The following is a 23,588-nucleotide window of genomic DNA, read 5'->3' as shown; positions in this document are numbered from 1 at the left end:
AAGGGGAGGACGTGGGGGGAGTGCATCGCTTGATGCAGCAGATGGGGGGAGGGCGGGGGAGTTACGTCGGTTCGAAAAACACCTGGAGCCGGCGGCAGATTTCTTCTTCCGGCGCCTTCTGGACCGTAACACCATGCAGGGCGGTCAAGAAGATCTTGCCGTAGTTCTTGGTTAGGACCCGGGAATCGAGGATGAGTACAGCGCCACGGTCTTCCTTGCTCCGGATCAGCCTCCCGAAGCCTTGCTTAAACTTGATCACCGCCTGCGGCACCGTGTAGCTCATGAAGGGATCGCCCCCCTTGGCGGTGATGTGCTCGCTTCTCGCCTCCAGGATGGGCTCGGTGGGGACCCGGAAGGGAAGCCGGGTGATCACCACCAGTTCCAGCCCCCGCCCCTGCACGTCCACACCCTCCCAGAAGGAATCGGTACCAAAGAGCACCGGGTTGAGCGAGTTGCGGAACTGGGAGAGGAGCATGTGGCGGTTGGTCTCGCCCTGACGCATCGGGGTGAGCCCGGCGGCCTTCAGCGGGGCGGCCAAGCGGTTATAGACCCTGATAAGTAGATCGTACGAGGTGAAGAGCACGAAGGCGCGCCCCTGCGAGATTTTCAGCGCGTCGAGCAGGTGGCTGCAGAGCCGGGCCTCGAACATGGGCGAGGTCGGCTCGGGCATGTCGGCAGGGACCGCCACCAGTGCTTGGTGCGCGTAGTCAAACGGGGAGGGGAGCAAAAGCTCGCTCATCCGCTCCTTCGGGAGCAGTTCGATTCCGGTGCGGTGCTTCAAAAAGTCGAACTTCTCTCCAATGGCAAGGGTCGCGGAAGTGAGCACCACGGTCTTGAAGCGGTCCAGGATCGCCTTCTTGATCGACTCGGCTACCTCCAGCGGAGAGCAGCAGAGCTTGACCAGGGGACCTTTTCTCAACTCGAACCAGCGGCAGAACTCGTCCTCGCGCGCCATGAAGAACCTGAGCGCATCGACGGCGCACTCGATCCTGCCTTTCACCCCACGCAAGTCGGTGAGCGGCCCGGCCAGCTTCTCCAGCACCTTGTCGGAAAGCTTCTCGCACCCCTTCAAAAACGCCTGCATGGCGAGGGCGTAGTCGGACAGTTCCTTGGCCATGTTCTCGATGTGCGGGATTACCTCCTGCCAGAGCGGCGTGGAGTAGAGGGCAGGGGTCACCCGCAGCTTCTGCTCGACTCCATCCTTCTTAAGCTTCCTGAACAGCGCCTCGCCGATCTGGTCCATGCCGCGCGTTACCGCGTCCAGCACCGCGACCCTCCGCGGGATCAGTCGCCCCTCCAGCACTTCGGCGATCTCCAGGTAGAGATCATCCTGCGATTCAGGGACGGCTGCGGAAAGCTGCGTGGATAGCTGCGGCAGTACGCCGCGGTGCGCCTTCCTGGGGTGCTGCAGTTTGCCCAAAAGCTTCACCAGTCCGAGACGCGAGACCTGGCTGGAAAGGAAGCTGGTGGCGACGTCCTCGAGGTGATGACCCTCGTCGAAAATGAGCCGGGTGAACGGGGGGAGGATGGCGGTGGCGTCGTAGCCGGTCTCCTGGCGCACCGAGAGATCGGCCAAAAGGAGGGCGTGGTTGACCACGAGCAGGTCGGCGCCGGCGGCCTCGCGCCGAGCCTTGTAGAAGAAGCAGCGTGGGTACTCCGGGCACTTCACCCTGCCGCACTGGTCCGACTCGCAGCAAAGCTCCTCCCAGACCTCGTCCTTGGGGATGAAGGCCAGGTCGCCGCGGCAGCCGTCCTCGGTCTTTTTACTCCACGCCACGATGGCGTCCAGTTCCTGCGCGGTCTCGTCCTTGAAGAGCGAGGCGTCGGCGGCGTTGACCCGGAGCTTCCTGAGGCAGAGGTAGTTGCCGCGCCCCTTGACCAGTACCGCCCGGAACTGCACTCCGGCGTGCTGCTGCAAAAACGGGATGTCCTTCTGGATCAGCTGCTCTTGCAGGTTGATGGTATTGGTGGAGACGACCACCCGCTCCTTGTTGCGCACCGACCAGAGGGCGGCGGGAAGCAGGTAGGCCAGCGACTTGCCGGTCCCGGTCCCCGCCTCGACGATGGCGACCTTCTCCTCGTTGAAGGCTTCGGAGAGGTTGAGCGCCATCCTGCTCTGCTCGGGGCGGTGCTCGTAACCGGGCAGGGCCTGGGCCAGCACGCCGTCGGGCGCGTAGAAGTGCTCCACCTCGGGATAGGAGAGACGCTCCACCACTTTGCGGGCGAAGGGGGCTACCACCTGGTTGGCGCGGGAAGCGTCGTTGTTGACGATGTAGAAGCCGACACCCTGGTTACCCAAGAGCGAGGCGATCTCTATGTCCGGTTGCGAGGGGTCGAGTCTGCCGGAAGGGTGGTTGTGGATGACCACGTCGCCGAAGGAGCAGGCGATCATGATGGCGGGGACGGCGTCCTTGTTGCCGCGGGCGAGCGGCTCCACCGTCACGACGATGCGCGCCTCGTCGGTGCGACCCAAAAAGAAGACTTCGTTGCCGTTTGCTTCGGTGATTGCGTTGCGGAGCTGCTCGATGGCGAGAGCTGAAAAGTACTTTTGCATGACCCGGTTGAAGATACAGGGTTTGGGTGGGGGAGGCAACACAAAAGCAGGGGCTAGGGACTGGGGGCTAGGGGCTGGTCTCCCTTCGCCCTCAGGGCCTGCCCACTGAAGCGCTTGGCGCGAAAGCGGGAGAGGGGTGGGGGTGAGGGAGCCTTTAGCGATTAAGCCCAACAGTCAAAAGCGGGCGAATGATTATTCGCCCCCACGGTGGACGACGATCGGCGGATGCGCCAACCACAGAGTTTAATAAGAGTGGCGGCGTCATTGATCCAACGCCTCGCTATATGTTAGAAAAGAGGCCGAGGAGATTTCATGCAGCGCTACAACGCATTTTCTGAAGAGCTGAAGCGGGTGTTCGGGTGCAAGGTGCAGCGGCTTTCCGTCGACGCCGGCTTCACCTGCCCGAACCGCGACGGCAGCGTCGGGACGGAAGGTTGCATCTTCTGCGGCGGCAAGGGCTCCGGTTCCTACGGCATCCTGCAAGGTGTGGGCATCGCCGAACAGCTGGAGCACGCCAAGGAGGTGATGGTCCGGAAGTACAAGGCCGCCCGCTTCATTGCCTACTTCCAGTCCTATTCCAACACCTACGGTCCGGTGGAACACCTGCGCCGGCTCTACGATGAGGCGCTTTCCGTGCCGGATGTGGTGGGGCTCATCGTCGGCACCCGACCGGACTGCCTCCCGACGGAAACCCTCGACCTCCTCGCCGAGTACGCGCGGCGCTGCTATTTCTGGCTGGAACTCGGCCTGCAGTCGCCGCTGGACCGCACTCTCACCGCCATCAACCGTGGCCACGACCTCGCCTCGTTCAGCACCGCTGTCAAGGAATGTCAAAAGCGCGGCATTCGGGTCTGCGCCCATGTCATCCTGGGGTTACCGGGGGAGAGCCGCGAGGAGATGCTTTCCGGCGCGGAGTTCCTGAACCGTGCCGGGGTAGACGGTGTCAAGATCCATCTCCTGCACGTGATGCGCGGCACTCGCTTGGCCGAACTGTACCAGGCAGGAGAGGTGCCGCTTTTGGACCGCGACAGCTACGTGGGTCTCGTCTGCGATTTTTTGGAGCGGCTCGACCCGAAGATCGTGGTGCAGCGATTGACCGGAGACGGCAACCGAAAGGATCTGGTCGCGCCGCTCTGGTCGCTTGCCAAGTTCGAGGTGCTGAACTGCATCGATCACGAACTGGAGCGGAGAAAGACCCGGCAGGGCTCAGGAAGGGGACTGGCTCCGTAAGGTGCCTGTCCCCTTTTACCTTTTACCCTTTCTAGTTCCAGGCGCGGGGCTTGGTGCTTAAGGGGCGGCTGCCTTCTGCGCGAGCCAGCATCTTGGGAACTTCGATCCTCTTCGCCAGCGCGGGGCGCCAGAAATAGGAGTCGCGCCCTTCCGCACCGCCATCCTTTGTGATCCTCAGCAGCACGCCGGTCTCAGCCATCGGCTCATAGCTGAACTTGGTCAGCAGCCGTGCCGGTCTTTTGACCTCGAGGCTGTAGCTGCCGTCCCCCACCTCAACTAGGCGATCCTTCGCCCCGAGGGCAACTACGCCCCGGTTCCGCTCGACGCCCTGTCCCTCGCGACGCTTCTCCAAATAGCTCAGCCAGATCTTGCTCGGTTGGCCAACTACCGTCCTCAGTCCGACCTCGTCCTCGTAACCCAGACGCCCGAAGGAAACCGCGGCGATGTCGTCTCGGGTCAGGCCGGTGATCCCTTTGCCGCTGCCGTCCCTGACGGTGAACTCGACGTGCAGTGAGCCGTCGTTGGCGACTTCTACCCATCCTATCTTCAGTTCCATCCGTTCTGCCTGTTCGGTTGCAGTGGTTCTATGGGCCGGCTTGCCTATGGTGCCGGATTCTGCGGCAGTAGCAGTCAGGGGAGACGCTGCTAAAAGCGCGGTGGCGATAATGGTCATGACTGTGAGGAGATGCTGTTTAAGACTGTTCATAATGTCCTCCTGGGGTGGGTGAGTATTTACACCGCTTTGATTCTGGTGTAAGGATAGGACTCAAACAGTATCCCTGTGAAGGGCCACATTTCATAATTTTTATGGATACACTTCGTTTACAGTTTTTTTGTCGGTCTGAGCGGGTTGAGAGAGGGAAGCCATGATCTACCTGAATCCTGATTCAAAAAAGCCTTTGTATCAGCAGCTTTATGAGCAGCTGAAACAGAACATCATCACCGGCGAGTACGAGAAGGGGAGCCGGCTGACATCCACCAGGGATCTCGCGAAAAATTTGTCCATCGCGCGCAACACGGTGGAGGCGGCCTATGACCAGCTCTGCATCGAGGGGTACGTGGAGGGGCGGCATGGATCGGGGTACGTAGTTCAGGACCTCCGGGAAGAGCTGCTGCATTTTCCCTGCATAACCGGGGACGGGGAAGATGCGCAGCTTCTTCCGGCAACCGGGACGGCGGATATGGATGCGCCGCCACCCGCGCAGGCGAAGCCGGTGAAATACAACTTCTCCTACGGGGATTTCGATCCGCACTCCTTCCCCCACGCGTTGTGGCGGCGCCTGAACAACGAGGTGCTGACCTCGCTCAAGGTCGATTCCATCGCTTATTACGGCGACAAGCAGGGGGAGTTGCAGCTGCGGCGGGAACTGGCGAAATACCTGCGCCAGTCGCGGGGTGTCAAATGTTCATCCGCGCAGATCGTGGTGGGCGCTGGGCTCCAGGACCTGGCCATGATCATCTGCCTGCTGTTTCCGCAGGAGGAGCGGATCCTGGGAATGGAGGAGCCGGGCTACGACTTCACCAGGGTCATCTTTGGCAACCACGGCTACAAAGTGCTTCCCATACCGGTGGGTGAGTGGGGTATTGATCCGGCGGAGCTAAAGAAAAGCGGGGCGCGGCTCGCCTACGTGACCCCTTCGCACCAACTCCCGACCGGCGTGGTGATGCCGATCCAGCACCGCATGAGGTTGCTGCAATGGGCGGAGCAAAGCGGGGGCGTCATCATCGAGGACGACTACGACAGCGAGTTCCGCTACCGCACCCGGCCCATTCCCGCCCTGCAGTCGATCGATTGCCAGGAGCGCGTGATCTACCTTGGGACCTTCTCCAAGGCGTTCGCGCCCGGGCTGCGCATGGGGTACATGGTGCTGCCGCAGTGGCTCCTGTCCCGGTATCACAAGGTTTTCGAGCGCTACAAGTGCACCGTGCCGAGGCTGCAGCAGTACGTGGCGGCAAGCCTCTTGTCGGGGGGGCATTGGGACCGGCACCTGCGCAAGGTCTGCCTGGTGAACAAGACGAAGCACGAGGTGCTGGTGCAGTCGATCCAGAAGGAGATGGGGGAGCGGGTGCGCATCTATGGTTCCAATGCGGGCCTGCACGTGCTCTTGGAGCATTTTACCGGGGAGACCCAGGAGACGATGGTGGCGCGTGCGGCGGCGTACCAGGTCAAGGTGTCGCCGACCCGGCAGTTCTGGCAGAACCCGGAGGCCGCGCCGGAAAACCTCATCATGATCGGTTTCGGGGGCCTTTCCGCCGAGGAGATCGCGGAAGGGATCAAGCTGTTGAGCCAGGCGTGGTTCGGATGAGGGATGCTGCAAAGATTATTTGTGGTTAACTCTTGTGGTGCCGGAACCAGGGCAGCGGTCAGGGGGAACCATGGATATCTCGGGCGAGATCACTTCTTTTGACGACTTCCGCAGGCTGATCATCAAGACGGCCCCCGGGTCGTGGAACTTCTTCCGGGGCGAGAGCCGCGACTTCTACACCCTGATCCCGAAGATCGGGCGGCTTACGCCCGACCCTGGGGGGGCGGGGCGCCGTCCCGCTGGCGAGGTGATGCCGGCCGACATCTATGGCGAGTACCAGGCGCTGCAGGAGTTCAAGAAGTCGGGGCGTCACCTGGTCGAGGTGCAGCCGGCGACGGAATGGGAGTGGCTGGCCCTGGCGCAGCATCATGGGCTGCCGACCCGTTTGCTGGACTGGTCGGTCAATCCTCTGATAGCCCTATACTTCGCGGTCGCTCAGCCGTACGCCGATCTGGACCTGCGGCGGGACCGGCTCAATAATCCGGATTACTGCGGCGGCGCCGCCCTTTACATCGCCCACACCATGTACGGCCTTTCCGACATCGACGAGCGGGCCAATCCTTTCGAGGCCGACACCTGTTTCTTCATGGCGCCGGTGATCGCCTCACGGATCAAGGCGCAAAGCGGCGTTTTCTCCCTGTTGAGGAACCCGTGGCGGCCGTTGGAGCAGCAGCTCTCCCCGAGGGAGCACATCCGCAAGTACCGCATTCCCTTCGAGAATCGGGGTTTCCTGGCACAGGAGCTGAAGCTCTTGGGGATCAATCATGCTTTCGTCTTCGCCGACCTGGACGGATTGGCGCGTTATATCCAGGAGAAGGTTTCCGACAAGATCGATCCCCAGCAGTCACTGGCGCATAGGCATACTTAGAAGGGCGGGGCTAGGGGCTAGGGACTGGGGGCTAGTAAAAACGGGGACAATGAAAAAGGGGACAGGCACCTACGGAGCCAGTCCCCTTTGATTTTTAATTTTTGAACGTAAAACGTAAAACGTAAAACGTAAAACGTAAAACGTAAAACGTAGAACTGCGGTTAAGCCGTTAGAAGGGGTACCCGAGCCCCACGAACACCGCGGCGCCGTCCTTGCCGAAGCCGACGTCGATGCGGCCCAAGATGTTGGGGCGCACCACGGCGCGGAAGCCGATGCCGGGATTCACCTCGATGTTGCCCGCCCGCAGATCCCCGACCGTATCCGCCACGGCGCCGATGTCCACGAAAGGCGCCAGTTCCCAGTCCGCCTTGACGTCGAAGACCTCCCACCGGAACAGCCTGATCCGCTCCTCCAGGTTGCACACCACGTAGCTGTTGTCGATGAAGCGGTTCTTGCCGTACCCCCTGAGCGTGTTCTCGCCGCCGAGAATACTCCGCTCCAGGAACGGGATGGAACTGCCGCGCGCCTGTCCCACCGCGAACCTGCCGGCGCTGATGAAACGGCTGTCCGGTACCGGGAAGAACCCCTTTACCTCGGCCTCGTAACGCACGAAGCGCGCGCTGCTCCCCAAGGCGGCCAGGCTCCCCTCCACCGTGGCCCGCGCGCGGACGCCGGAACTGGCCATGGCGGCGGCGTCGAGGGTGCTGTAGACCAGCGAAACGGATTGAGCGTGCGTGCTGAAGCCGTCGATACCGGGGACCTCGGCGGCACTGAAGTTCTGCTGCAGGTTGGGAAGCCTCTTGACCGCGCCCTCGTCGATCTCGACCCTTCTCAAGCGATCGCCGAGGAAGAGTATGGTGTTGGCGGTGAGCGGGTAGCCGGCCGAGATGGTGTAGCCGAACTCGCGATCGGCGAAGTTGGATTCGTCGTCGGCGGAGCTGCCGGAACCGAAGCCGAAGAAGCGGGCCGAGCCGTCGGTGAAGTTGTAGAGAAAGGCATTCAGCTCCAGCTGGCGCTCCATGAGGCTCTGGTCCCTGACCCTGACCTCGTAGTCGGAGTTCACCTTGCTGGATTTGGACAGGTTGAATTCGATGCTGCGCAACGGCGAGGGGTACATGGCGCCGTAGAGGGTCCCCGTGGTGCCGAAGTTCTCGTTCCGGTTCACCTGCGGGGCGAACAGGGCGGAGACCTCGTCCTTGTCGTTGTGCAACAGGAACGCGGTGAGGGCGCCCCAGGTCACCCCTTCGTTGGGACTCGAGGCGATCACGGGAAGCGGGATGGTGACCAGTTTCACGTACGGCTGCGCCGGCGAGGGTGCCGGGAGCACCGTGGACGGGATGTAGCTGGTGCAGCCAGCCAGAAGCGACAAAAGGATCAGCGATAGAAGCTTTAACACGCGCATGATGGTCCGTTTCAGGGAAACTCCTGGGAGGGTTAAAGGAAACCTCCTTCGGGCGGGGAAAACATAACGGCTCCCCGTCCTTTTGACAAGAAAAAAAGAATGTTTTAACCGGATACGGTCAAAAAAATGACTGGCGCCGTACTTTAAAAATGACTTCACCCTCCCGGCGCCCCCCACCCGGCCGTCCCCGCCTTACCTCCCGCTCCCCCCTGTATTCACACCGCTTTTCGGCTGCAGCGCCCCCGCGAAGCCTCGATCGAGAAAATGGCACACCGGTTGCAGAATGTCCCCCTGCAGAGAAAACCCCAGGCAGAACAAAGGAAACTGACGCATGGCAAACCCCTCGACGGACGCCCTGGCGCTCCCGGGCCCCAAGAGCAACTCGGACATCTACATGGCCATCGCCCTGATCGGCGTACTGGCTCTCATGGTGGTCCCCCTGCCTGCGTTCATGCTCGACGTTTTCCTGGCGACCAACATCACCGTGGCGCTCGTCATCCTCCTGGTCTGCCTCTACACGGTGCAGCCGCTCGATTTCTCCGTGTTCCCTTCGATCCTTCTGGTCACCACGCTATTCCGACTGGCCCTCAACATCGCCTCGACGCGGCTCATCCTGATGCACGGCAGCGAGGGGGTGGAGGCGGCCGGCGGCGTCATCAAGGCCTTCGGGCAGTTCGTGGTCGGCGGCAACTACGTGGTCGGCGCCGTCATCTTCCTGATCCTGGTCATCATCAACTTCGTGGTCATCACCAAGGGCGCCGGGCGCGTGGCCGAGGTGGCCGCCCGCTTCACCCTGGACGCCATGCCCGGCAAGCAGATGGCCATCGACGCCGACCTCTCCAACGGTATCCTGACCGACAAGGAAGCGAAGCTCCGCCGCAAGAAGATCTCGCGCGAGGCGGACTTCTACGGTTCCATGGACGGTGCCTCCAAGTTCGTGCGCGGGGACGCCGTCGCCGGCATCATGATCGTCCTGGTGAACATCGTCGGCGGCTTCGTCATCGGCGTCTGGCAGAAGGGGATGCCGCTGGACCAGGCGTTGCAGAACTACACCCTGCTCACCATCGGCGAGGGGCTGGTGGCCCAGATCCCGGCGCTGATCATCTCCACCGCGGCCGGTATCATCGTGACCCGCTCCGCTGACGAGAACAACTTCGGCCACGAGATCGCCGGCCAGCTTTTGAACTACCCGAAGGCCTTCCAGGTCGCCTCGGGCGTCCTGTTCCTGTTCGCCATGATCCCCGGCCTGCCGCACTTCGCCTTCTTCCTCCTCTCCGGCGTGTCCTACATGGTGAGCAAGATGGCGGTGGAGAAGAAGGCCGAGATCGAGGACGTGGTGGAAACCTCGGCCGGCGGCGCCGAGGAGAGCGACCAGATCAGCAGCATCCGTCCGCTGGACATGCTGGAGCTGGAAGTGGGCTACGGCCTGGTCCCCATGGTGGACGCGAGCCAGCAGGGGGAGCTTCTGGACCGGATCCGCTCCATCAGGAAGCAGGTGGCGGACCGCATGGGCTTCATCGTCCCGCCCATCCACATCCACGACAACCTGCAGTTGAAACCCTACGAGTACAACATCCTGATCAACGGCGCCAAGGTGGGGGGCGGCGAACTCTCCGGCCAGTACCTGGCCATGGATTCCGGCGGCGCGGTCGGGGCGCTGGAAGGGATCAAGACCACCGAGCCGGTCTTCGGCCTCCCCGCAGTCTGGATCAAGGGGAAGGAGCGGGAGAAGGCGCAGGTTTCCGGCTACACCGTGGTGGACAACACCACCATCCTGGCCACCCACATCTCCGAGACCATCAAGAAGCACGCCCACGAGCTGGTGGGGCGCCAGGAACTGCAGCAGCTTCTGGACAGCATCGCCGCTACCCTCCCCAAGGTGGTCGAGGAGCTGGTACCGTCGCTCCTTTCCCTGGGTTCCGTGCTGCGGGTGGTGAAGAACCTCCTGAAGGAAAATGTCTCCATCCGCGACCTGCGCTCCATCCTGGAAACCCTGGCCGACTACGGCGGGGTGACCAAGGACCCGGAGATGCTCACCGAGTTCGTGCGGCAGAGCCTCGGGCGCTACATCGTGGAGCAGTACAAGCGCGAGGACGACACCCTCTGCGTGCTCACCCTGGACCACGAGATCGAGGAGGCCATCATCGACTCGGTCCAGCTTTCGGAGCAGGGAAGCTACCTGGCCATCGACCCGCACGTGGCGCAGCGCGTGCTGGCGGCGATCCGCAGGAACGCCGAGCAGTTCGACGCCATCGGCGCGCTGCCGGTCCTGATGGCTTCCCCCTCCATCCGTCGTCACGTGAAGAAGCTCACCGAACGGTTCATGCCCAACCTGGCGGTCATCTCGCACAACGAGATCCCGCCCAACATAAAAATCCAATCCTTAGGTGTGGTGGTGATCAATGCTAGTTAAAACATTCCAAGCAGGCGAGATGTCGGAAGCTCTCAGGATGGTCAAGGCCGAGATGGGTCTGGACGCGATGATCCTCTCCTCCAAGAAGGAGTGCAAGAAGGGTATCCTCGGCTTCTTCTCCAAACCCTACTACGAAGTGACCGCGGCCCTGGAACCCCGGCCGCAGCAGCGCCCGAACCCATACCGGGAGGAGCCGCCGCCGGTCCCGGAGCGCGAGCTCTCCACCCGCGAGGAGTTCCAGAACTCCATGCTGGGTCCCCTGGCGCGCGAGGTGCGCGAGTTGAAACAGCGCATCGAGGCGCTCACCAGGAAGGAGTCGCAGCAGGCCGCCCAGCAGGCCGCGCCCCAGCCCCAGGAGCCCCAGCCCGAGACCCCGGCCGCTGCCAGGACCTTCGGCAAGGAGGATCTCGAAGAGATCAAGCAGCTCCTCTACAACGCGGTCTCCGGCGGCAAGGAGAAGAGCCTGGAGAAAGGTTCGGGTAAAGGCCCCGCGCCGGTCACCTTCCAGCTGGCGGGACAGGCGCTCGAGCAGACCACGGTCAAGGCCGCGCGGCCCGAACCCGTGGCCTTCCCTTTCCCGGTCGAGCAGCGGGAAACCGCCGCGCCTGCCGTGAAACTGGTCCAGGAGGCCCCCCGGGCCAGCGACGAGGAGCGGCTGCTGCAGCAGCTCGCCGAGGAACTCAGCGGGCAGGACGTCGGACCCCAGGCGGTGCAGACCCTGACCGAGTCGGTCCGTGCCGCCGCGGAGGGTGGAGTGGCGCTGGACGAGCTCCGCTCGCTGATGGGCGAGAACCTGGCCGGGATGGTGAAGTGCTCAGGCTCCTTGCGCATCAAGAAGAGCGGCCCGCGCATCGTGGCCGTGGTCGGACCGACCGGCGTCGGCAAGACCACCACCATCGCCAAGATTGCCGCCATGTACGCGCTCAACCGTCGCGTTTCCGTTGCCATGGTCACCATGGACAACTTCAGGGTCGGCGCGGTCGAGCAGTTGAAGACCTACGCCAAGATCATGGACCTGCCGCTGGAAGTGGCGGGCAACTCGCAGGAACTCTCCAAGGCGCTCGCCCGCCATTCCGACAAGGACCTGATCCTCATCGACACCGCGGGGAGAAGCCCGAAGGACGCCGACCGGCTCGACGAATTGAAGGGGTACCTGGAGACCCAGACCGGCATCGACGTCTACCTCTGCCTGTCGGCCACCACCAGGAGCCGCGAGATCGACGAGATCATCGCCACCTTCGGCACCCTGCCGTTGACCAAGCTCCTTTTCACCAAGCTCGATGAAAGCCGAACCTTCGGCTGCATCGTCGACACCTGTTTGAAGCACAAGATCCCTCTCTCTTATTTCAGCACCGGGCAGAAGGTGCCCGAGGACATCGAGGTGGCGACCTCCAGAAAGCTCGCCGCCATGGTGGTGCAGGAGTCTAACTGATGACAATGTCTTGCCCAGCAACAGATCAGGCCGAATCGCTCAGGAGACTGGCGGGGCGTGCCAAAGTGGAAGTACCGGACCAGCTCCAGGTGCGCGAGGGGCTCAGGGTGATCTCGGTCACCAGCGGCAAGGGCGGGGTCGGTAAGACCTCGGTGGTGGTGAACCTGGCCACTTCGCTAGCGGCCAAAGGGCAGCGGGTCCTGATCATCGACTCCAACCCCGGTATAGGCGACATCTGCCTGCGCCTGGGCAAGGACGCGCCCTTCCGCATGGGGCAGGTCCTCTCCGGCGACATCGCCCTGCAGGACACGGTGGTGGAGCTCGGCGGGGGCGTGAGCGTCCTGCCGGCGGGGATGGAGATGCAGCAGTACAGCGCCCTTTCCCCCTGGGAGCGCAGCGCCCTCTTGCAGGCGATGCTCCGGCTGCAAAACGATTACGACTGCTTCCTGATCGACACCGGCTCCGGGATGGCAGCCAACCTGACCGGCTTCGCCGCACTCGCCAAGGAGATCATGCTGGTGGTGACCCCCGAGCCGACTTCCATCACCGACGCCTATGGCCTGATCAAGGTGCTTTCCGGCCGCGACAGTTCCTTCCGGTTCCGGCTCCTGATCAACATGTGCCGCGACAACCAGGAGGGGGAAACACTCTTTTCAAAATTGGCCGCGATTACGGGCCGGTTTTTGCAGGTACAGTTTGACCACGCGGGAACCATCCTGCATGACGAACTCCTGGTGGAAAGTGTGAGGCGCCGCGGGGCTTTATGCCGCCTCTTCCCGGAAGCAAAGGCGTCGACGGGATTCAAAATTTTGGCACAGAAAATCAATGCGGAGCAGCCGGCCGGCGCAGGGGCGATCCCGGCAGCTTCGGTGGCATCTAGCACCATGTGGAGGAACCATGAACTGTCTTCTTAAGGCGTATGAGCATGAGGCGCAACGCGGGGTCCCGATGAGCAGGGACGAGCTGGTGGTCACCCACCTCCCACTGGTTAAGTTCATTGTCGACCGGATCGCCTCGTCACTCCCCCCGCACCTCGACCGGGACGACCTCAGAAGCGCCGCGGTGATCGGCCTGATCTCCGCAGCGGAACGCTTCGATCCCAGCCGCGGGGTACAGTTCAAGACCTTCGCGGAGCAGCGCATCCGGGGCACCATCATGGATGAGCTGAGGGCCCAGGACTGGCTGACCAGAAGCCTCCGGGACAAATTCAAGAAGCTGGAGAAGGAGTTCTCCCAGCTCGAGCAGCGCCTGGGGAGGAACCCCTCCTCGGACGAGGTGGCCACCGCCATGGGGCTCGAACTGAAGGATTACTTCCGGCTCCTGGAGGAGATCCATCTCCTCTCCTTCGTCTCCCTGGATGACGCCTGGCACGACGAGGACGGCGCTCCCTTCGGCCTTCTCGACGTCCTGGAGGACAAGGGAACCGAGAGCCCGCAGAGCCAGCTGATCGCGCGCCAGACCGTGGAGCGGCTCGCCGAGGCGATCGACTCCCTCCCCGAGAAGGAACGCATCGTGATCACGCTCTACTACTACGAAGAGCTGAACCTGAAGGAGATCGGCGCGGTGCTCGATCTGACCGAGTCGCGCATCTCGCAGCTGCACAGCCAGGCCATCGTCAGGCTGCGCGGCAAGATGAAGCGCGTGGCCTAGGGGGGATCATGAACGCAGGTATGTACGCGGCCTTGACCGGCAACCTTTCGGCGCAGCGCAGGCTGGACGTGATCTCCAACAACCTGGCCAACGCCAGCACCACCGGGTTCAAGGCGGACCAGATCCAGTTCGAGAGCGTGCTGGCCAATGTCAAAAAATCGACACAGGGGCCGATTTTCAGCAACGAACGGTACTCGACCGATTTCTCCGCCGGATCGCTGCAGCGCACCGACAACAGCCTCGACGTGGCCCTGGAAGGGGACGGCTTTTTCGTGGTGAACACGCCGCAGGGGACCGCCTACACCCGCCAGGGGAGCTTCCACCTGGGCGGCAACGGCAGGCTGGTCACCGCGGACGGCTACGAGGTGCAGGGAAGCGGCGGCGCCATCACGGTCCCCGCCAACGGAAAGGTCGAGATCGGCTCCAACGGGCAGGTGAGCGTGAACGGCAACGCGGTGGGGACCATCAGCACGGCGGACTTCGCCAAGCCCTACGCCATGAACAAGCTGGGCAACGGGCTGTTCCAGCCCGCCGACCCCAACGCCCCGACCACCGCCTCCACGGCGGGCATCAAGCAGGGGTACCTGGAGACCTCCAACGTCAAGGCGGTGGTGGAGATGTCGCGCCTGATCGAGACCAGCCGCTACTTCGAGATCTGCGCCAAGGCCGTCAAGACCTACGACGACCTCAACGCCCGCGCCGCCAACGACCTCGGCAAAGTATAAAAACAGGAGAAACAAAATGATCAGAGCACTTTGGACCGCCGCATCCGGGATGCAGGCTCAGCAGCTCAACATAGACGTCGTGGCCAACAACCTGGCCAACTCCAGCACCACCGGCTTCAAGAAAAGCCGCGCCGACTTCCAGGACCTTATGTACCAGACCGAGAAGACCACCGGCGCCCCGGCCACCAACACCACCACCATCCCGACCGGCATCCAGGTCGGCCTCGGCGTCCGCCCGGGCGCGGTGAGCAAGATCTTCACCACTGGAACCATGGTGCACACCGGCAACGAACTCGACATGGCCATCGAGGGGGACGGCTTCCTCCAGGTGCAGCAGTCTGACGGCACCACCGCCTACACCCGCGCGGGCACGCTGAAAAAGGACGGACAGGGCAGGGTGGTCACTTCGGACGGCCAGCCCATTCTGCCGGAAATCGTGATCCCCAGTAATGCCACCAGCATCAACATCGGCTCCGACGGCACGGTATCGGTGCAGCAGGCGGGACAGACGGCCTCCACCACGGTGGGGACCATCCAGCTCGCCTCCTTCACCAATCCCGCCGGGTTGAACGCCATCGGCAAGAACCTCTTCCTCCCTACCGATTCCTCGGGCAACGCCACTACCGGCACCGCCGGGCAGAACGGCCTGGGCACCCTGGAGCAGGGATACATCGAGCAGAGCAACGTGAGCGTCATGGAGGAGATGGTGAGCATGATCGTCTCCCAGCGCGCCTACGAGATCAACTCGAAGGCGATCCAGGCCTCGGACGACATGCTGCAGCAGGCCGCTGCACTGAAGAGGTAATTCCTGATGCGCGCTTTTTTACTGGCTCTCGCGCTCCTCGCCCTGCCGCTCTCCGGGGTCGCCCAGGTGGCGGGCCCCGCCGCGGTCAACGTGGTGAGCGAGGCGACGGTCAAGGCGGCCATCAAGGAGTACCTGGTGCAGAAGGCGGCTCCCTTGAACGCCGACATCACCGTGAAGAAGATCAACTACCAGGGGGACCTGAAGCTCCCCGCCGGCAAGGTCACCTTCGACGTGGTGGCCCCGGAGCGCTGGGAAGGTTACGGACCGGCCTCGGTGGCCCTGATGGTGCGGGTCGACGACCAGGTCAAGAGGAACCAGACCGTGCTGGTCGAGGTCGAGGCGCTGGCCGAGATGGTGGTGGCGGCACGCACCCTGGAACGGGGCGAGGTGCTCTCCCTCTCCGACCTCGCCATCGTCAAGCGTGACCTGGCCCAGGTGCAGGGACGTTATTTCAACAACATCGACGAGGCGGTCGGGCTCCGGGTCAAGAGTACCCTGCGAGCCAACGCCCCGATCAGAAAGGACAACCTGGAGAAGGTGCCCATCGTCAAGAGCGGGCAGGTGGTGACCATCGTGGCCGAGAACGACGTGGTGCGCATCACCGCGACGGGGCGGGCCAAAGGGTCCGGCGCCTCCGGCGACCTGATCACGGTGCAGAACCTCTCCTCGCAGAAAGATATCGCGGCGCGGGTGGTAGACGCGGCCACGGTAAAGGTGGATTTCTAGATGGACCGCAAGAACAGCAACAGCTTGACCATAGTGAAGGCGGCGGCCCTGGGCCTGCCGCTGTTATGGCTTTCGGCCTGTGCGCACCAAAGCGCCGAGGTGGTCACCCCCACCTTTGACGAGCAGATCCCGGCACCGCAGGTGAACTACAACAACGGCTCGCTCTGGCAGTCCTCCTCCACGGCGCTCGCCGAGGACATGAAGGCGAGAAGGCGCGGCGACATCATCACGGTGGTGATCTCCGAGAACGCCAGCGCCAGCAAGAAGGCCGCCACCGGCACTTCGCGCGACTCCTCCATCAGCGGCGGCATCCCGAAGCTCCTGGGGCTGGAGAAGACCCCGATCAAGAGCTGGGCCGACCTCGCCAACCTGCTGAGCGCAAGCTACGGCTCCAAGTTCGACGGCGCCGGCTCCACCTCGCGCCAGGAGACCCTGCAGGCGACCATCTCCGCCAAGGTGGTGGACGTGATCCCCAACGGCAACATGCTCATCGAGGGGAGGCGCAACGTAAAGGTCAACAACGAGGACCAGATCATCATCTTGACCGGGACGGTGCGCGGGCGCGACGTGAGCGCCGACAACACCATCAACTCGGCACTCATCGCCGACGCCAGGATCTCCTACTCCGGCAAGGGGATCATCTCCGACCGCCAGAAACCGGGGTGGCTCCTGAACACGCTGGACAAGATCTGGCCGTTCTAGGCGGGCGGCGTGTGTCGGAATTGACGCTTTACTGTCAATATCCCGACACAGCGGCCGAAAAGGGTTAGGTGAAAGAGCTTGAAAGTTAACATGATTTTAAAAAGCAGCCTCGTACTCCTCGTGATTTTGATGCTGCCCCAGTTTGCCTTGGCGGCGCGCATCAAGGACATCGCCGCCTTCGACGGCGTGCGGGAGAACCAGTTGATCGGCTACGGCCTGGTGGTCGGTCTGAACGGCTCCGGTGACTCGGACCAGACCAAGTTCCCGGTGCAGTCCCTGGTGGGCGCCCTGGAGCGGCTCGGCATCACCATAAACCGCTCTGACATCACGGTGAAGAACGTGGCCGCGGTCATGGTGACCGCCCAGCTCCCCCCCTTCGCCAAGCAGGGGAACAAACTCGACGTCCTGGTCTCGTCGATGGGTGACGCCAAGAGCCTCGCCGGCGGCACGCTGATGATGGCTCCTTTGAAGGGCGCGGACAACCAGGTCTACGCCGTGGCGCAGGGACCGGTCCTCACCAACTCTTTCTCCTACGGCGGGCAGGCGACCACCGCGGTGAAGAACCATCCCACCGCCGGCACCGTCCCCGAGGGGGCGCTGGTCGAGCGCGAGATCCCCAACGTGCTGGCCAACCGGCCGGTGCTGAAGCTGAACCTGCACCAGTCCGACTTCACCACCGCCGCCCGGGTCGCCGCCGCCATCAACGGCCGCTTCCAGGGCTCAGCGTCCTTGAACGACCCCGGCAGCGTGCAGATCAGCATCCCCGGCGAGTACCAGAACCGGGTGGTCGAGTTCGTGGCGGACCTGGAGCGGCTCGAGGTGAACCCGGACGTGATGGCCAAGGTGGTCATGAACGAGCGCACCGGCACCATCGTCATGGGCGAGAACGTGCGCATCTCCACGGTGGCGGTGTCCCACGGCAACCTGACCGTGGTGGTCAAGGAGACCCCAAAGGTCTCCCAGCCCGCCCCCTTCGCCAAGACCGGCACCACCACGGTGGTCCCCAGGACCGATCTGAAGATCTCCGAGGAGAAGGTCAACCTCTCGCTGGTGCGTGAGGGGGCCAACCTGGGTGAGGTGGTACGCGGGCTCAACACCCTCGGGGTCACCCCTAGGGACCTCCTCGGCATCATGCAGGCCATCAAGGCCGCCGGCGCGCTCAACGCCGAGCTGAACGTGATGTAGGGGAAGGAGCGGCCATGGAAGTGAAGCCGATACCGGATAACGCGCTGCCGGTCACCGATCTGCGGGCGCAAAAGAGTGCACGGGAGCAGAACCCGGAGCAGATCAAGAAGGTGGCCCGCGAGTTCGAGGCGATGTTCGTCTCCATGATGTTGAAGTCGATGCGGGACACGGTGGGCAAGGACACCCTGACCGGCGGGGGGAAAGGCGAAGAGACCTTCCGCTCCCTGCTGGACCAGGAGTACGCCAATGCCGCGGTGCAGGGAGGCGGCATAGGACTGGCACAGACCATAGAGAGGGAGCTCGCGCGGACGTACGGCGCGCCGGCTCCGGCTAAGGGGGTGCGGAATGCGGATTGAAGGTTCAGCCTACGTAGTCGATCTGAACCGATCGCAGCAGGTCCGGAACGATACGCAGCAGACGCAGGCCGTGCAGGGAAGCCGTCCCGCGGGGCGGGTGATCCCCTTTGACCGGGTGGAGATCTCATCCCAGGCAAAGGAGCTGCAAAAGCTCAAGGCCGAGGTGGCGGCGATGCCCGACGTGAGGACGGACCGGGTGGCGCTGGCGAAACAGAACCTGCAAAGCGGCGCTTACCGCGTCGAGGCCTCGGCTCTGGCACAAAAGATGATGGACGCGTACAAGTCGCGTTAAGGGGGAATAGATGGATCGTAACGTGGTGGAACTGATAGCGGCGCTGTGCGAGAAGGGGGTGCTCCTGGACCAGCTGCAGGCGCTTTTGCAGGAAGAGCAGGAATGCATGACCTCCCTGGACATGGCCCGGCTGGAGCAAAACCAGCAGGAGATCGCGGCGGGGATGGAGCGGCTGGAACGGCTCTCCGGGCAGTGCCGGCAGATGATCGCCAGCATCGGCGCCGACCTCGGCATGCCGGGCAACAGTACCCTGTCGCCCATCATCGAGCGGCTCGCCGCGCCGGAAAAAGAGGCCCTCAAGGAGGCGCAGCAGTCGGTCACCGGCAACGCCCGCGCGCTGCAGGGCGCCCTCGCCCTGCACCGGAGGCTGGTCGAGGACTCCCTGAACGTGGTGGGGCGCTCGGTCAACTTCTTCAACCGTCTTTTCAACCCCGGGCAGACCTACGGTGGTGCCGGCGCTTTCGTCAACGCCGGGCGCGGCGCCAGCGGCTTCGTCAGTAAGGAGATCTAGCATGGGCATCAACACCCTCTTCGACATAGCCTCCTCGGGGATCACGGCGCAGCGCCTGGCCATCGAGGTGACCGGCGAGAACATCTCCAACGTCAATACCGAGGGATATTCCCGCCAGCGTGTGATCATGGAGAACAAACCGGTGGGGACCGCCAACGGCTTCGCCCTGGGGACCGGCGTGCAGATCGCGGCGGTGCAGCGCAGCTACGACAACATGCTGCAGCTGCAACTGGTGAACGCCAACAGCAGCTATCAGGAGGGGCTGGCGCAGCAGTCGGCGCTGGAGCAGATCGAGCCCACCTTCAACTCGCTCACCTCGGACGGGCTGGGGACCGCGGTAGCCAACCTTTTCGGCGCCTTCCAGGACCTCTCCGTCAATCCTTCCGGCGCCGCCGAGCGGCAGGCCGTGCTGACCCGGGCCCAGATCACGGTGGACAGCTTCCACCAGGCCGACTCCACGCTCACCTCGGTCGCCTCGACCGCAGACAGCAACCTGGTCGGCATCACCGCCGAGGTGACCGACAACGCGAGGAACCTGGCCCAGGTGAACCAGCAGATCAGGGCCACCAGCGCGGTCGGGGGGAGCCCCAACGAACTTTTGGACCAGCGCGACCTCCTGCTCAGGAAGCTTTCGGAGCAGACCGGCATCAGCTACACCATAGCCAGCGACAACACCGCCTCGGTCACCTTGGCCGGCAGCGGGCAGCTGGTAGCCAGCACCAAGTACGCGACGCTCTACACCAACGCGACCGGCTCGCCGGCCACCAACGACATCATGCTCTCGGGGCTGGGCAACCCGCCCCCGGCCAACGCCCCCGGCACCGACACTCTGGTGGGGACCGTCGGCGCCGGCGCCACCATCGGGGGCAAGCTCGGCGGCACCATGGAGGTGCGCGACAGCATCGTACCGAAGTACCGCGCCCTGCTGGACGAGATGGCCAACCAGGTGGCGACCCAGGTGAACACGGTGCACAAGGCGGGGTACGCCCTCGACGGCACCACCGGCAACAACTTCTTCGACCCGGCCGGCGTCACCGCGGGGAGCATCGCGCTCGATTCCGGGATCTCGGCGGTGAAGATCGCGGCAGGGCTTCCCACCGCCAGCGACCCGATACCGACCAGCAGCGGCAACAACGTCAACGCGGTCAAGCTCGCCAACCTCGGCAGCACCAGCTTCGCCTTCAGCACCGGGAGCGCCACCCTGGGCAACTTCTACAACTCCGTGGTTTCCCAGGTCGGCGTCGACACCGAGGGGACCCAGAATGTTACTGCCCAGAACGCGGCATTCGTGAAGCAGCTGAACGCGCTCAGGTCCTCCAACTCCGAGGTCTCCCTGGACGAGGAGCTGCTCAACCTGACCAAGTACCAGCGCGCCTTCCAGGGCTCCGCCAAGGTGGTCAACGCGGGGAGCGACATGCTGGACACCATCCTGAACATGGTCCGATAGGAGACGTCATCATGAGAATTACCCCCGGCATGAGCGCCGACAACGCCATCTACAACCTGCAGCAGGGGCGCACCGCGATCGACCAACTCCAGGAACAGATCGCCTCGGGCAACAACATCAACCGCCCCAGCGACGACCCCCTTTCCACCAGGCAGCTTCTGGACCTGCAGGAGCAGATCGCCTCGGGGGACCAGTACAGCTCCAACATCACCAAGGCGGAGACGCTTCTGAACGTGACCAACACGTCGCTCACCAGCATGGCCGACCTGATGCAGCAGGTGAAGAAGATCGCCGGCGACATGGTGGCCGGGACCCTGGACGCCGCCGGCACTGCCAGTGCGGTGACCAACCTGACCCAGTTGAAGAGCCAGCTGGTCGACATGGGCAACACCCGCCTGGGCGACCAGTACGTCTTCGGCGGCTTCTCCACCAGCCAGCCCTTCAGCTCCACCGGCGTCTTCAGCGGCACCACCGACATCCCGCAGGTCGAGATCGCCCCCAACAGCACCGTGGGCACCACGGTATCGGGCGCCGATCTCCTAAACGGCGGCAAAACGCCGGCGGCAGTGGGGAGCGGTGCCACCGCAGGGCAGGGGCCGGTCAACATCCTCGGCTCCATCGATGCCCTGATCCTTGCCATCAAAAACAAGGACAGCGCCGGCATCCTGGACGGGGTCAAGAACGTCAAGGCGGGCGCGGACCAGATCACCGTGGCCCAGAGCGACGTCGCAGGCCGGCTGGTGCGCCTGGACAACATGAAGAGCATGATCACCAACAACCAGAACACCTTGAAGACGGTCTTCGGCAACATCCAAAACGTCGACTACGCCAAGGCCGGCGTAATGCTCTCCCAGCAGACCACCGCCTTCAACGCGGCGCTTTCGGCTACCTCGAAGCTGAGCCAACTCTCGCTTTTGGACTACATGAAGTAGTGCCGTCGCGTACCCCGCGCCACCAAGGGCCGTGTGAGCTGGCCAGGCTCGCACGGCCTTTTCAGTTTCTTTTTTGACGAAAGGCGGTGATAGCGCTAAAGCTTTCGGTGCTGCATCCGAAAAACAAAGTAACTGCCGCATTCCCCAGGGGGACACCATGATCAAGGTGACAACACGAGACGGCACCGAGATGTACCTGAACCCGGACCTGATTGAGCTCATCACGGAGACCCCGGACACGCACATCACCCTTTCCAACGGCAACCGATACCTGGTGCTGGAGCCGGCGCGGGTGGTGATCAGCCGTATCGTCAACTTCAAGGCGCACGTGTTCCGGCACGTCTCCTCGAGCGTGGCCCGGCGTTACCTGCGCAAAAGGGATGCGGAAAACTACCACCCCAACTGCAGGATCTAACCGCTCGCAGACGAGCGTTGGCATGATCCAGGATAATATATGGATTTATCGACCATAATCGGAATCGTTCTGGGGCTCTTCGCCGTCTTTGGCGGCGCGGCCCTGGAGGGGCTGCACATGTCGGCGCTGATACAGCCGACGGCGGCCATGATCGTTCTCGGGGGCACCGCCGCGGCGACCATCGTCAGCTTCCCGCTGCCGATCCTGATGGCCGCGGTGAAGGACCTGAAGAAGGTCTTCATGCCCCCGAAGGAAGACCCCGAGGCGGTGATCAAGAACATCATCAACTACGCGGCCAAGGCGCGCAGAAACGGCCTGATCTCCCTGGAGCAGGAAGCGCAGACGGTCAAGGATTCCTTCACCAAGAAGGGGATCTCGCTGGTCGTCGACGGCATCGACCCGCAGAAGCTCAGGGAGACCATGGAGATCGAGCTTGGTTCCTTCGAGTCGCACGGCAAGCACAGCGCCGAGGTCTTCGAGTCGGCCGGCGGTTTCGCCCCCACCATCGGTATCATCGGCGCCGTGCTCGGCTTGATCCACGTCATGAGCAACCTTTCCGACCCCTCCAAACTCGGGGGCGGCATCGCGGTCGCCTTCGTGGCCACCATCTACGGTCTGATGACCGCCAACATCTTCTGCATCCCCTTCGGCACCAAGCTGAAGATCCGCCTCAAGGAGGAGCTGTTGCAGAAGGAGATGGTCATCGAGGGGCTGATCGCCATCCAGAACGGCGAGAACCCCCACTTCATCGAGCAGAAGCTCAGGGCCTACCTGCATGACGGTGGAGAGAAGAAGGGGAAGTAAATGGCTAAGAGAAAGGCCCAGCACGAGAAGGAACCAAACCACGAGCGGTGGCTGGTATCCTACGCCGACTTCATCACGCTGCTGTTCGCCGTGTTCGTGACGCTCTACGCCATGAGCCAGACCGACAAGAAGAAGGCCGAGGAAGTGCTCGCCTCCATGCGCGAGTCCTTCGGCTACAGCACCACCTCCGCCGGACAAAAGCCGACCGTCATCGACGCCGGTTCCATGAGCGTCATTCCCTCCATTCACAAGATCACCCAGGCCCCCAAACGCACGAGCAGCACCAGGACCCGCGGCAGCGAACAGGACTTTCGGGCCTCCAAGGCCTCCATCGAGGCGTATCTGATGAAGGCGGGGGCACAGAACAAGGTCTCCGTGTCGGTGACCCAGCGCGGCCTGGTAGTGAGTCTCAAGGAAGCCGGTTTCTTCGACAGCGGCAGCGCCACGCTGAAGCAGAGTTCCATGGCCCTGTTAAATGACGTGGTCGCCTCCCTGGCTACCTATTCCAACTCGGTGCGGGTCGAGGGGCACACTGACAACGTCCCCATCAGTTCCGCCGCTTTCCCGTCCAACTGGGAGCTTTCCACTACGCGTGCCACCAACGTGCTGCAGTACCTCACCAAGCAAGAAGATTTCGATCCCGCCCGAATCTCCGCCGCCGGTTACGGCGAGTACCGCCCGGTAGCCGACAACAGCGACGAAGAAGGGCGCGCCCAGAACCGCCGCGTCGACATCGTCCTTCTCTCCGAACAAAGCGAGCGCAACGAGCCGTAGTCTCGGCGCGCGCCCGACGGTCCAGAGGGGACTGGCTCCGCCAGGTGCCTGTCCCCTTT

23 protein-coding genes are annotated in these 23,588 nt (G+C 63.2%); 20 read left to right on the top strand and 3 right to left on the bottom strand.

The features are described 5' to 3' along the window. Positions 1-61 precede the first annotated feature (61 nt). Positions 62-2,554: a helicase C-terminal domain-containing protein gene (locus JFN90_RS13865; RefSeq protein WP_199395715.1), complete on the bottom strand. Its 2,493-nt coding sequence runs from the start codon at positions 2,552-2,554 to the stop codon at positions 62-64. Between the two features lie 312 nt (positions 2,555-2,866). On the opposite strand from JFN90_RS13865, the gene JFN90_RS13860 reads away from it, so the two are divergent. Then, a complete protein-coding gene (locus tag JFN90_RS13860; protein ID WP_199395714.1) occupies positions 2,867-3,784 on the top strand; it encodes a TIGR01212 family radical SAM protein in 918 nt (305 codons plus the stop codon). Positions 3,785-3,815: 31 nt separating this feature from the next. Here the strand turns inward: JFN90_RS13860 and JFN90_RS13855 are convergent, their stop codons facing one another. Beyond that, a complete protein-coding gene (locus JFN90_RS13855) occupies positions 3,816-4,490 on the bottom strand; it encodes a hypothetical protein (protein ID WP_199395713.1) in 675 nt (224 codons plus the stop codon). A 160-nt stretch (positions 4,491-4,650) separates the two neighbouring features. Here JFN90_RS13855 and pdxR point away from each other — a divergent pair, with 160 nt between their 5' ends. Next, positions 4,651-6,090 carry a MocR-like pyridoxine biosynthesis transcription factor PdxR gene (pdxR, locus tag JFN90_RS13850; protein WP_199395712.1) on the top strand — a complete coding sequence of 480 codons (1,440 nt, stop codon included), beginning with the start codon at positions 4,651-4,653 and terminating at the stop codon, positions 6,088-6,090. Between the two features lie 70 nt (positions 6,091-6,160). Continuing rightward, entirely contained in the window at positions 6,161-6,958 is a 798-nt protein-coding gene (locus tag JFN90_RS13845) for an FRG domain-containing protein (protein ID WP_199395711.1), read from the top strand. A 169-nt stretch (positions 6,959-7,127) separates the two neighbouring features. Here JFN90_RS13845 and JFN90_RS13840 read toward each other — a convergent pair whose 3' ends face one another. Then, positions 7,128-8,360 (bottom strand): BamA/TamA family outer membrane protein, encoded by a 1,233-nt coding sequence (locus JFN90_RS13840; RefSeq protein WP_199395710.1) that lies wholly within the window; start codon positions 8,358-8,360, stop codon positions 7,128-7,130. 331 nt (positions 8,361-8,691) lie between these two features. Between JFN90_RS13840 and flhA the strand changes: the two genes are divergently transcribed. The 17 genes from flhA to JFN90_RS13755 all read left to right on the top strand — a co-directional run bounded on the left by flhA (position 8,692) and on the right by JFN90_RS13755 (position 23,529). Next, positions 8,692-10,773, top strand: coding sequence for a flagellar biosynthesis protein FlhA (gene flhA, locus JFN90_RS13835; RefSeq protein ID WP_199395709.1), 2,082 nt, complete (start codon positions 8,692-8,694; stop codon positions 10,771-10,773). Next, positions 10,763-12,205, top strand: a complete 1,443-nt coding sequence (gene flhF, locus JFN90_RS13830) for a flagellar biosynthesis protein FlhF (protein ID WP_199395708.1) — start codon at positions 10,763-10,765, stop codon at positions 12,203-12,205. The genes flhA and flhF overlap by 11 nt, the downstream gene beginning before the upstream one ends. Continuing rightward, the gene (locus tag JFN90_RS13825) at positions 12,205-13,119 is read left to right on the top strand and encodes a MinD/ParA family protein (RefSeq protein ID WP_199395707.1); all 915 of its coding nucleotides are present in this window, start codon (positions 12,205-12,207) and stop codon (positions 13,117-13,119) included. The genes flhF and JFN90_RS13825 overlap by 1 nt, the downstream gene beginning before the upstream one ends. Next, positions 13,103-13,855, top strand: coding sequence for a FliA/WhiG family RNA polymerase sigma factor (locus JFN90_RS13820; RefSeq protein WP_199395706.1), 753 nt, complete (start codon positions 13,103-13,105; stop codon positions 13,853-13,855). Before JFN90_RS13825 ends, JFN90_RS13820 begins: the two co-directional genes overlap by 17 nt. Before the next feature lie 8 nt (positions 13,856-13,863). Next, positions 13,864-14,580, top strand: a complete 717-nt coding sequence (gene flgF, locus JFN90_RS13815) for a flagellar basal-body rod protein FlgF (protein WP_199395705.1) — start codon at positions 13,864-13,866, stop codon at positions 14,578-14,580. Positions 14,581-14,596: 16 nt separating this feature from the next. Further along, positions 14,597-15,385, top strand: a complete 789-nt coding sequence (flgG, locus tag JFN90_RS13810; RefSeq protein ID WP_199395704.1) for a flagellar basal-body rod protein FlgG — start codon at positions 14,597-14,599, stop codon at positions 15,383-15,385. A gap of 6 nt (positions 15,386-15,391) precedes the next feature. Beyond that, positions 15,392-16,111, top strand: a complete 720-nt coding sequence (gene flgA / locus JFN90_RS13805; RefSeq protein ID WP_199395703.1) for a flagellar basal body P-ring formation chaperone FlgA — start codon at positions 15,392-15,394, stop codon at positions 16,109-16,111. A 33-nt stretch (positions 16,112-16,144) separates the two neighbouring features. After that, positions 16,145-16,813, top strand: coding sequence for a flagellar basal body L-ring protein FlgH (locus JFN90_RS13800; protein WP_199395823.1), 669 nt, complete (start codon positions 16,145-16,147; stop codon positions 16,811-16,813). Between the two features lie 90 nt (positions 16,814-16,903). Beyond that, positions 16,904-17,998 carry a flagellar basal body P-ring protein FlgI gene (locus tag JFN90_RS13795; protein ID WP_199395702.1) on the top strand — a complete coding sequence of 365 codons (1,095 nt, stop codon included), beginning with the start codon at positions 16,904-16,906 and terminating at the stop codon, positions 17,996-17,998. A 14-nt stretch (positions 17,999-18,012) separates the two neighbouring features. Next, positions 18,013-18,354 (top strand): rod-binding protein, encoded by a 342-nt coding sequence (locus JFN90_RS13790; RefSeq protein WP_199395701.1) that lies wholly within the window; start codon positions 18,013-18,015, stop codon positions 18,352-18,354. After that, positions 18,344-18,646: a flagellar biosynthesis anti-sigma factor FlgM gene (gene flgM / locus JFN90_RS13785; RefSeq protein ID WP_199395700.1), complete on the top strand. Its 303-nt coding sequence runs from the start codon at positions 18,344-18,346 to the stop codon at positions 18,644-18,646. Before JFN90_RS13790 ends, flgM begins: the two co-directional genes overlap by 11 nt. A gap of 10 nt (positions 18,647-18,656) precedes the next feature. Then, a complete protein-coding gene (locus tag JFN90_RS13780; RefSeq protein WP_199395699.1) occupies positions 18,657-19,157 on the top strand; it encodes a flagellar protein FlgN in 501 nt (166 codons plus the stop codon). A gap of 1 nt (position 19,158) precedes the next feature. Next, positions 19,159-20,604 carry a flagellar hook-associated protein FlgK gene (gene flgK, locus JFN90_RS13775; RefSeq protein ID WP_199395698.1) on the top strand — a complete coding sequence of 482 codons (1,446 nt, stop codon included), beginning with the start codon at positions 19,159-19,161 and terminating at the stop codon, positions 20,602-20,604. An 11-nt stretch (positions 20,605-20,615) separates the two neighbouring features. Then, positions 20,616-21,536 carry a flagellar hook-associated protein FlgL gene (gene flgL, locus JFN90_RS13770; protein WP_199395697.1) on the top strand — a complete coding sequence of 307 codons (921 nt, stop codon included), beginning with the start codon at positions 20,616-20,618 and terminating at the stop codon, positions 21,534-21,536. Positions 21,537-21,693: 157 nt separating this feature from the next. After that, a complete protein-coding gene (locus JFN90_RS13765) occupies positions 21,694-21,951 on the top strand; it encodes a flagellar FlbD family protein (protein ID WP_199395696.1) in 258 nt (85 codons plus the stop codon). 39 nt (positions 21,952-21,990) lie between these two features. Continuing rightward, on the top strand, positions 21,991-22,755 hold the full coding sequence (locus tag JFN90_RS13760) for a flagellar motor protein (protein ID WP_199395695.1): 765 nt from the start codon (positions 21,991-21,993) through the stop codon (positions 22,753-22,755). After that, positions 22,756-23,529: an OmpA family protein gene (locus JFN90_RS13755; RefSeq protein WP_199395694.1), complete on the top strand. Its 774-nt coding sequence runs from the start codon at positions 22,756-22,758 to the stop codon at positions 23,527-23,529. Positions 23,530-23,588: the final 59 nt, after the last annotated feature.

Source organism: Geomonas propionica (genome assembly GCF_016458235.1).
Classification (GTDB): domain Bacteria; phylum Desulfobacterota; class Desulfuromonadia; order Geobacterales; family Geobacteraceae; genus Geomonas; species Geomonas propionica.
The sequence above is the reverse complement of the archived record's forward strand: the minus strand, read 5'-3'. Positions and strand labels throughout refer to the sequence as shown.

What these genes read in the sequence shown, in the direction of transcription:
- JFN90_RS13865 (WP_199395715.1), bottom strand. Translation starts at nt 2,554, where the DNA reads ATGCAAAAGTACTTTTCAGCTCTCGCCATCGAGCAGCTCCGCAACGCA.
- JFN90_RS13860 (WP_199395714.1), top strand. Translation starts at nt 2,867, where the DNA reads ATGCAGCGCTACAACGCATTTTCTGAAGAGCTGAAGCGGGTGTTCGGG.
- JFN90_RS13855 (WP_199395713.1), bottom strand. Translation starts at nt 4,490, where the DNA reads ATGAACAGTCTTAAACAGCATCTCCTCACAGTCATGACCATTATCGCC.
- pdxR (WP_199395712.1), top strand. Translation starts at nt 4,651, where the DNA reads ATGATCTACCTGAATCCTGATTCAAAAAAGCCTTTGTATCAGCAGCTT.
- JFN90_RS13845 (WP_199395711.1), top strand. Translation starts at nt 6,161, where the DNA reads ATGGATATCTCGGGCGAGATCACTTCTTTTGACGACTTCCGCAGGCTG.
- JFN90_RS13840 (WP_199395710.1), bottom strand. Translation starts at nt 8,360, where the DNA reads ATGCGCGTGTTAAAGCTTCTATCGCTGATCCTTTTGTCGCTTCTGGCT.
- flhA (WP_199395709.1), top strand. Translation starts at nt 8,692, where the DNA reads ATGGCAAACCCCTCGACGGACGCCCTGGCGCTCCCGGGCCCCAAGAGC.
- flhF (WP_199395708.1), top strand. Translation starts at nt 10,763, where the DNA reads ATGCTAGTTAAAACATTCCAAGCAGGCGAGATGTCGGAAGCTCTCAGG.
- JFN90_RS13825 (WP_199395707.1), top strand. Translation starts at nt 12,205, where the DNA reads ATGACAATGTCTTGCCCAGCAACAGATCAGGCCGAATCGCTCAGGAGA.
- JFN90_RS13820 (WP_199395706.1), top strand. Translation starts at nt 13,103, where the DNA reads ATGAACTGTCTTCTTAAGGCGTATGAGCATGAGGCGCAACGCGGGGTC.
- flgF (WP_199395705.1), top strand. Translation starts at nt 13,864, where the DNA reads ATGAACGCAGGTATGTACGCGGCCTTGACCGGCAACCTTTCGGCGCAG.
- flgG (WP_199395704.1), top strand. Translation starts at nt 14,597, where the DNA reads ATGATCAGAGCACTTTGGACCGCCGCATCCGGGATGCAGGCTCAGCAG.
- flgA (WP_199395703.1), top strand. Translation starts at nt 15,392, where the DNA reads ATGCGCGCTTTTTTACTGGCTCTCGCGCTCCTCGCCCTGCCGCTCTCC.
- JFN90_RS13795 (WP_199395702.1), top strand. Translation starts at nt 16,904, where the DNA reads ATGATTTTAAAAAGCAGCCTCGTACTCCTCGTGATTTTGATGCTGCCC.
- JFN90_RS13790 (WP_199395701.1), top strand. Translation starts at nt 18,013, where the DNA reads ATGGAAGTGAAGCCGATACCGGATAACGCGCTGCCGGTCACCGATCTG.
- flgM (WP_199395700.1), top strand. Translation starts at nt 18,344, where the DNA reads ATGCGGATTGAAGGTTCAGCCTACGTAGTCGATCTGAACCGATCGCAG.
- JFN90_RS13780 (WP_199395699.1), top strand. Translation starts at nt 18,657, where the DNA reads ATGGATCGTAACGTGGTGGAACTGATAGCGGCGCTGTGCGAGAAGGGG.
- flgK (WP_199395698.1), top strand. Translation starts at nt 19,159, where the DNA reads ATGGGCATCAACACCCTCTTCGACATAGCCTCCTCGGGGATCACGGCG.
- flgL (WP_199395697.1), top strand. Translation starts at nt 20,616, where the DNA reads ATGAGAATTACCCCCGGCATGAGCGCCGACAACGCCATCTACAACCTG.
- JFN90_RS13765 (WP_199395696.1), top strand. Translation starts at nt 21,694, where the DNA reads ATGATCAAGGTGACAACACGAGACGGCACCGAGATGTACCTGAACCCG.
- JFN90_RS13760 (WP_199395695.1), top strand. Translation starts at nt 21,991, where the DNA reads ATGGATTTATCGACCATAATCGGAATCGTTCTGGGGCTCTTCGCCGTC.
- JFN90_RS13755 (WP_199395694.1), top strand. Translation starts at nt 22,756, where the DNA reads ATGGCTAAGAGAAAGGCCCAGCACGAGAAGGAACCAAACCACGAGCGG.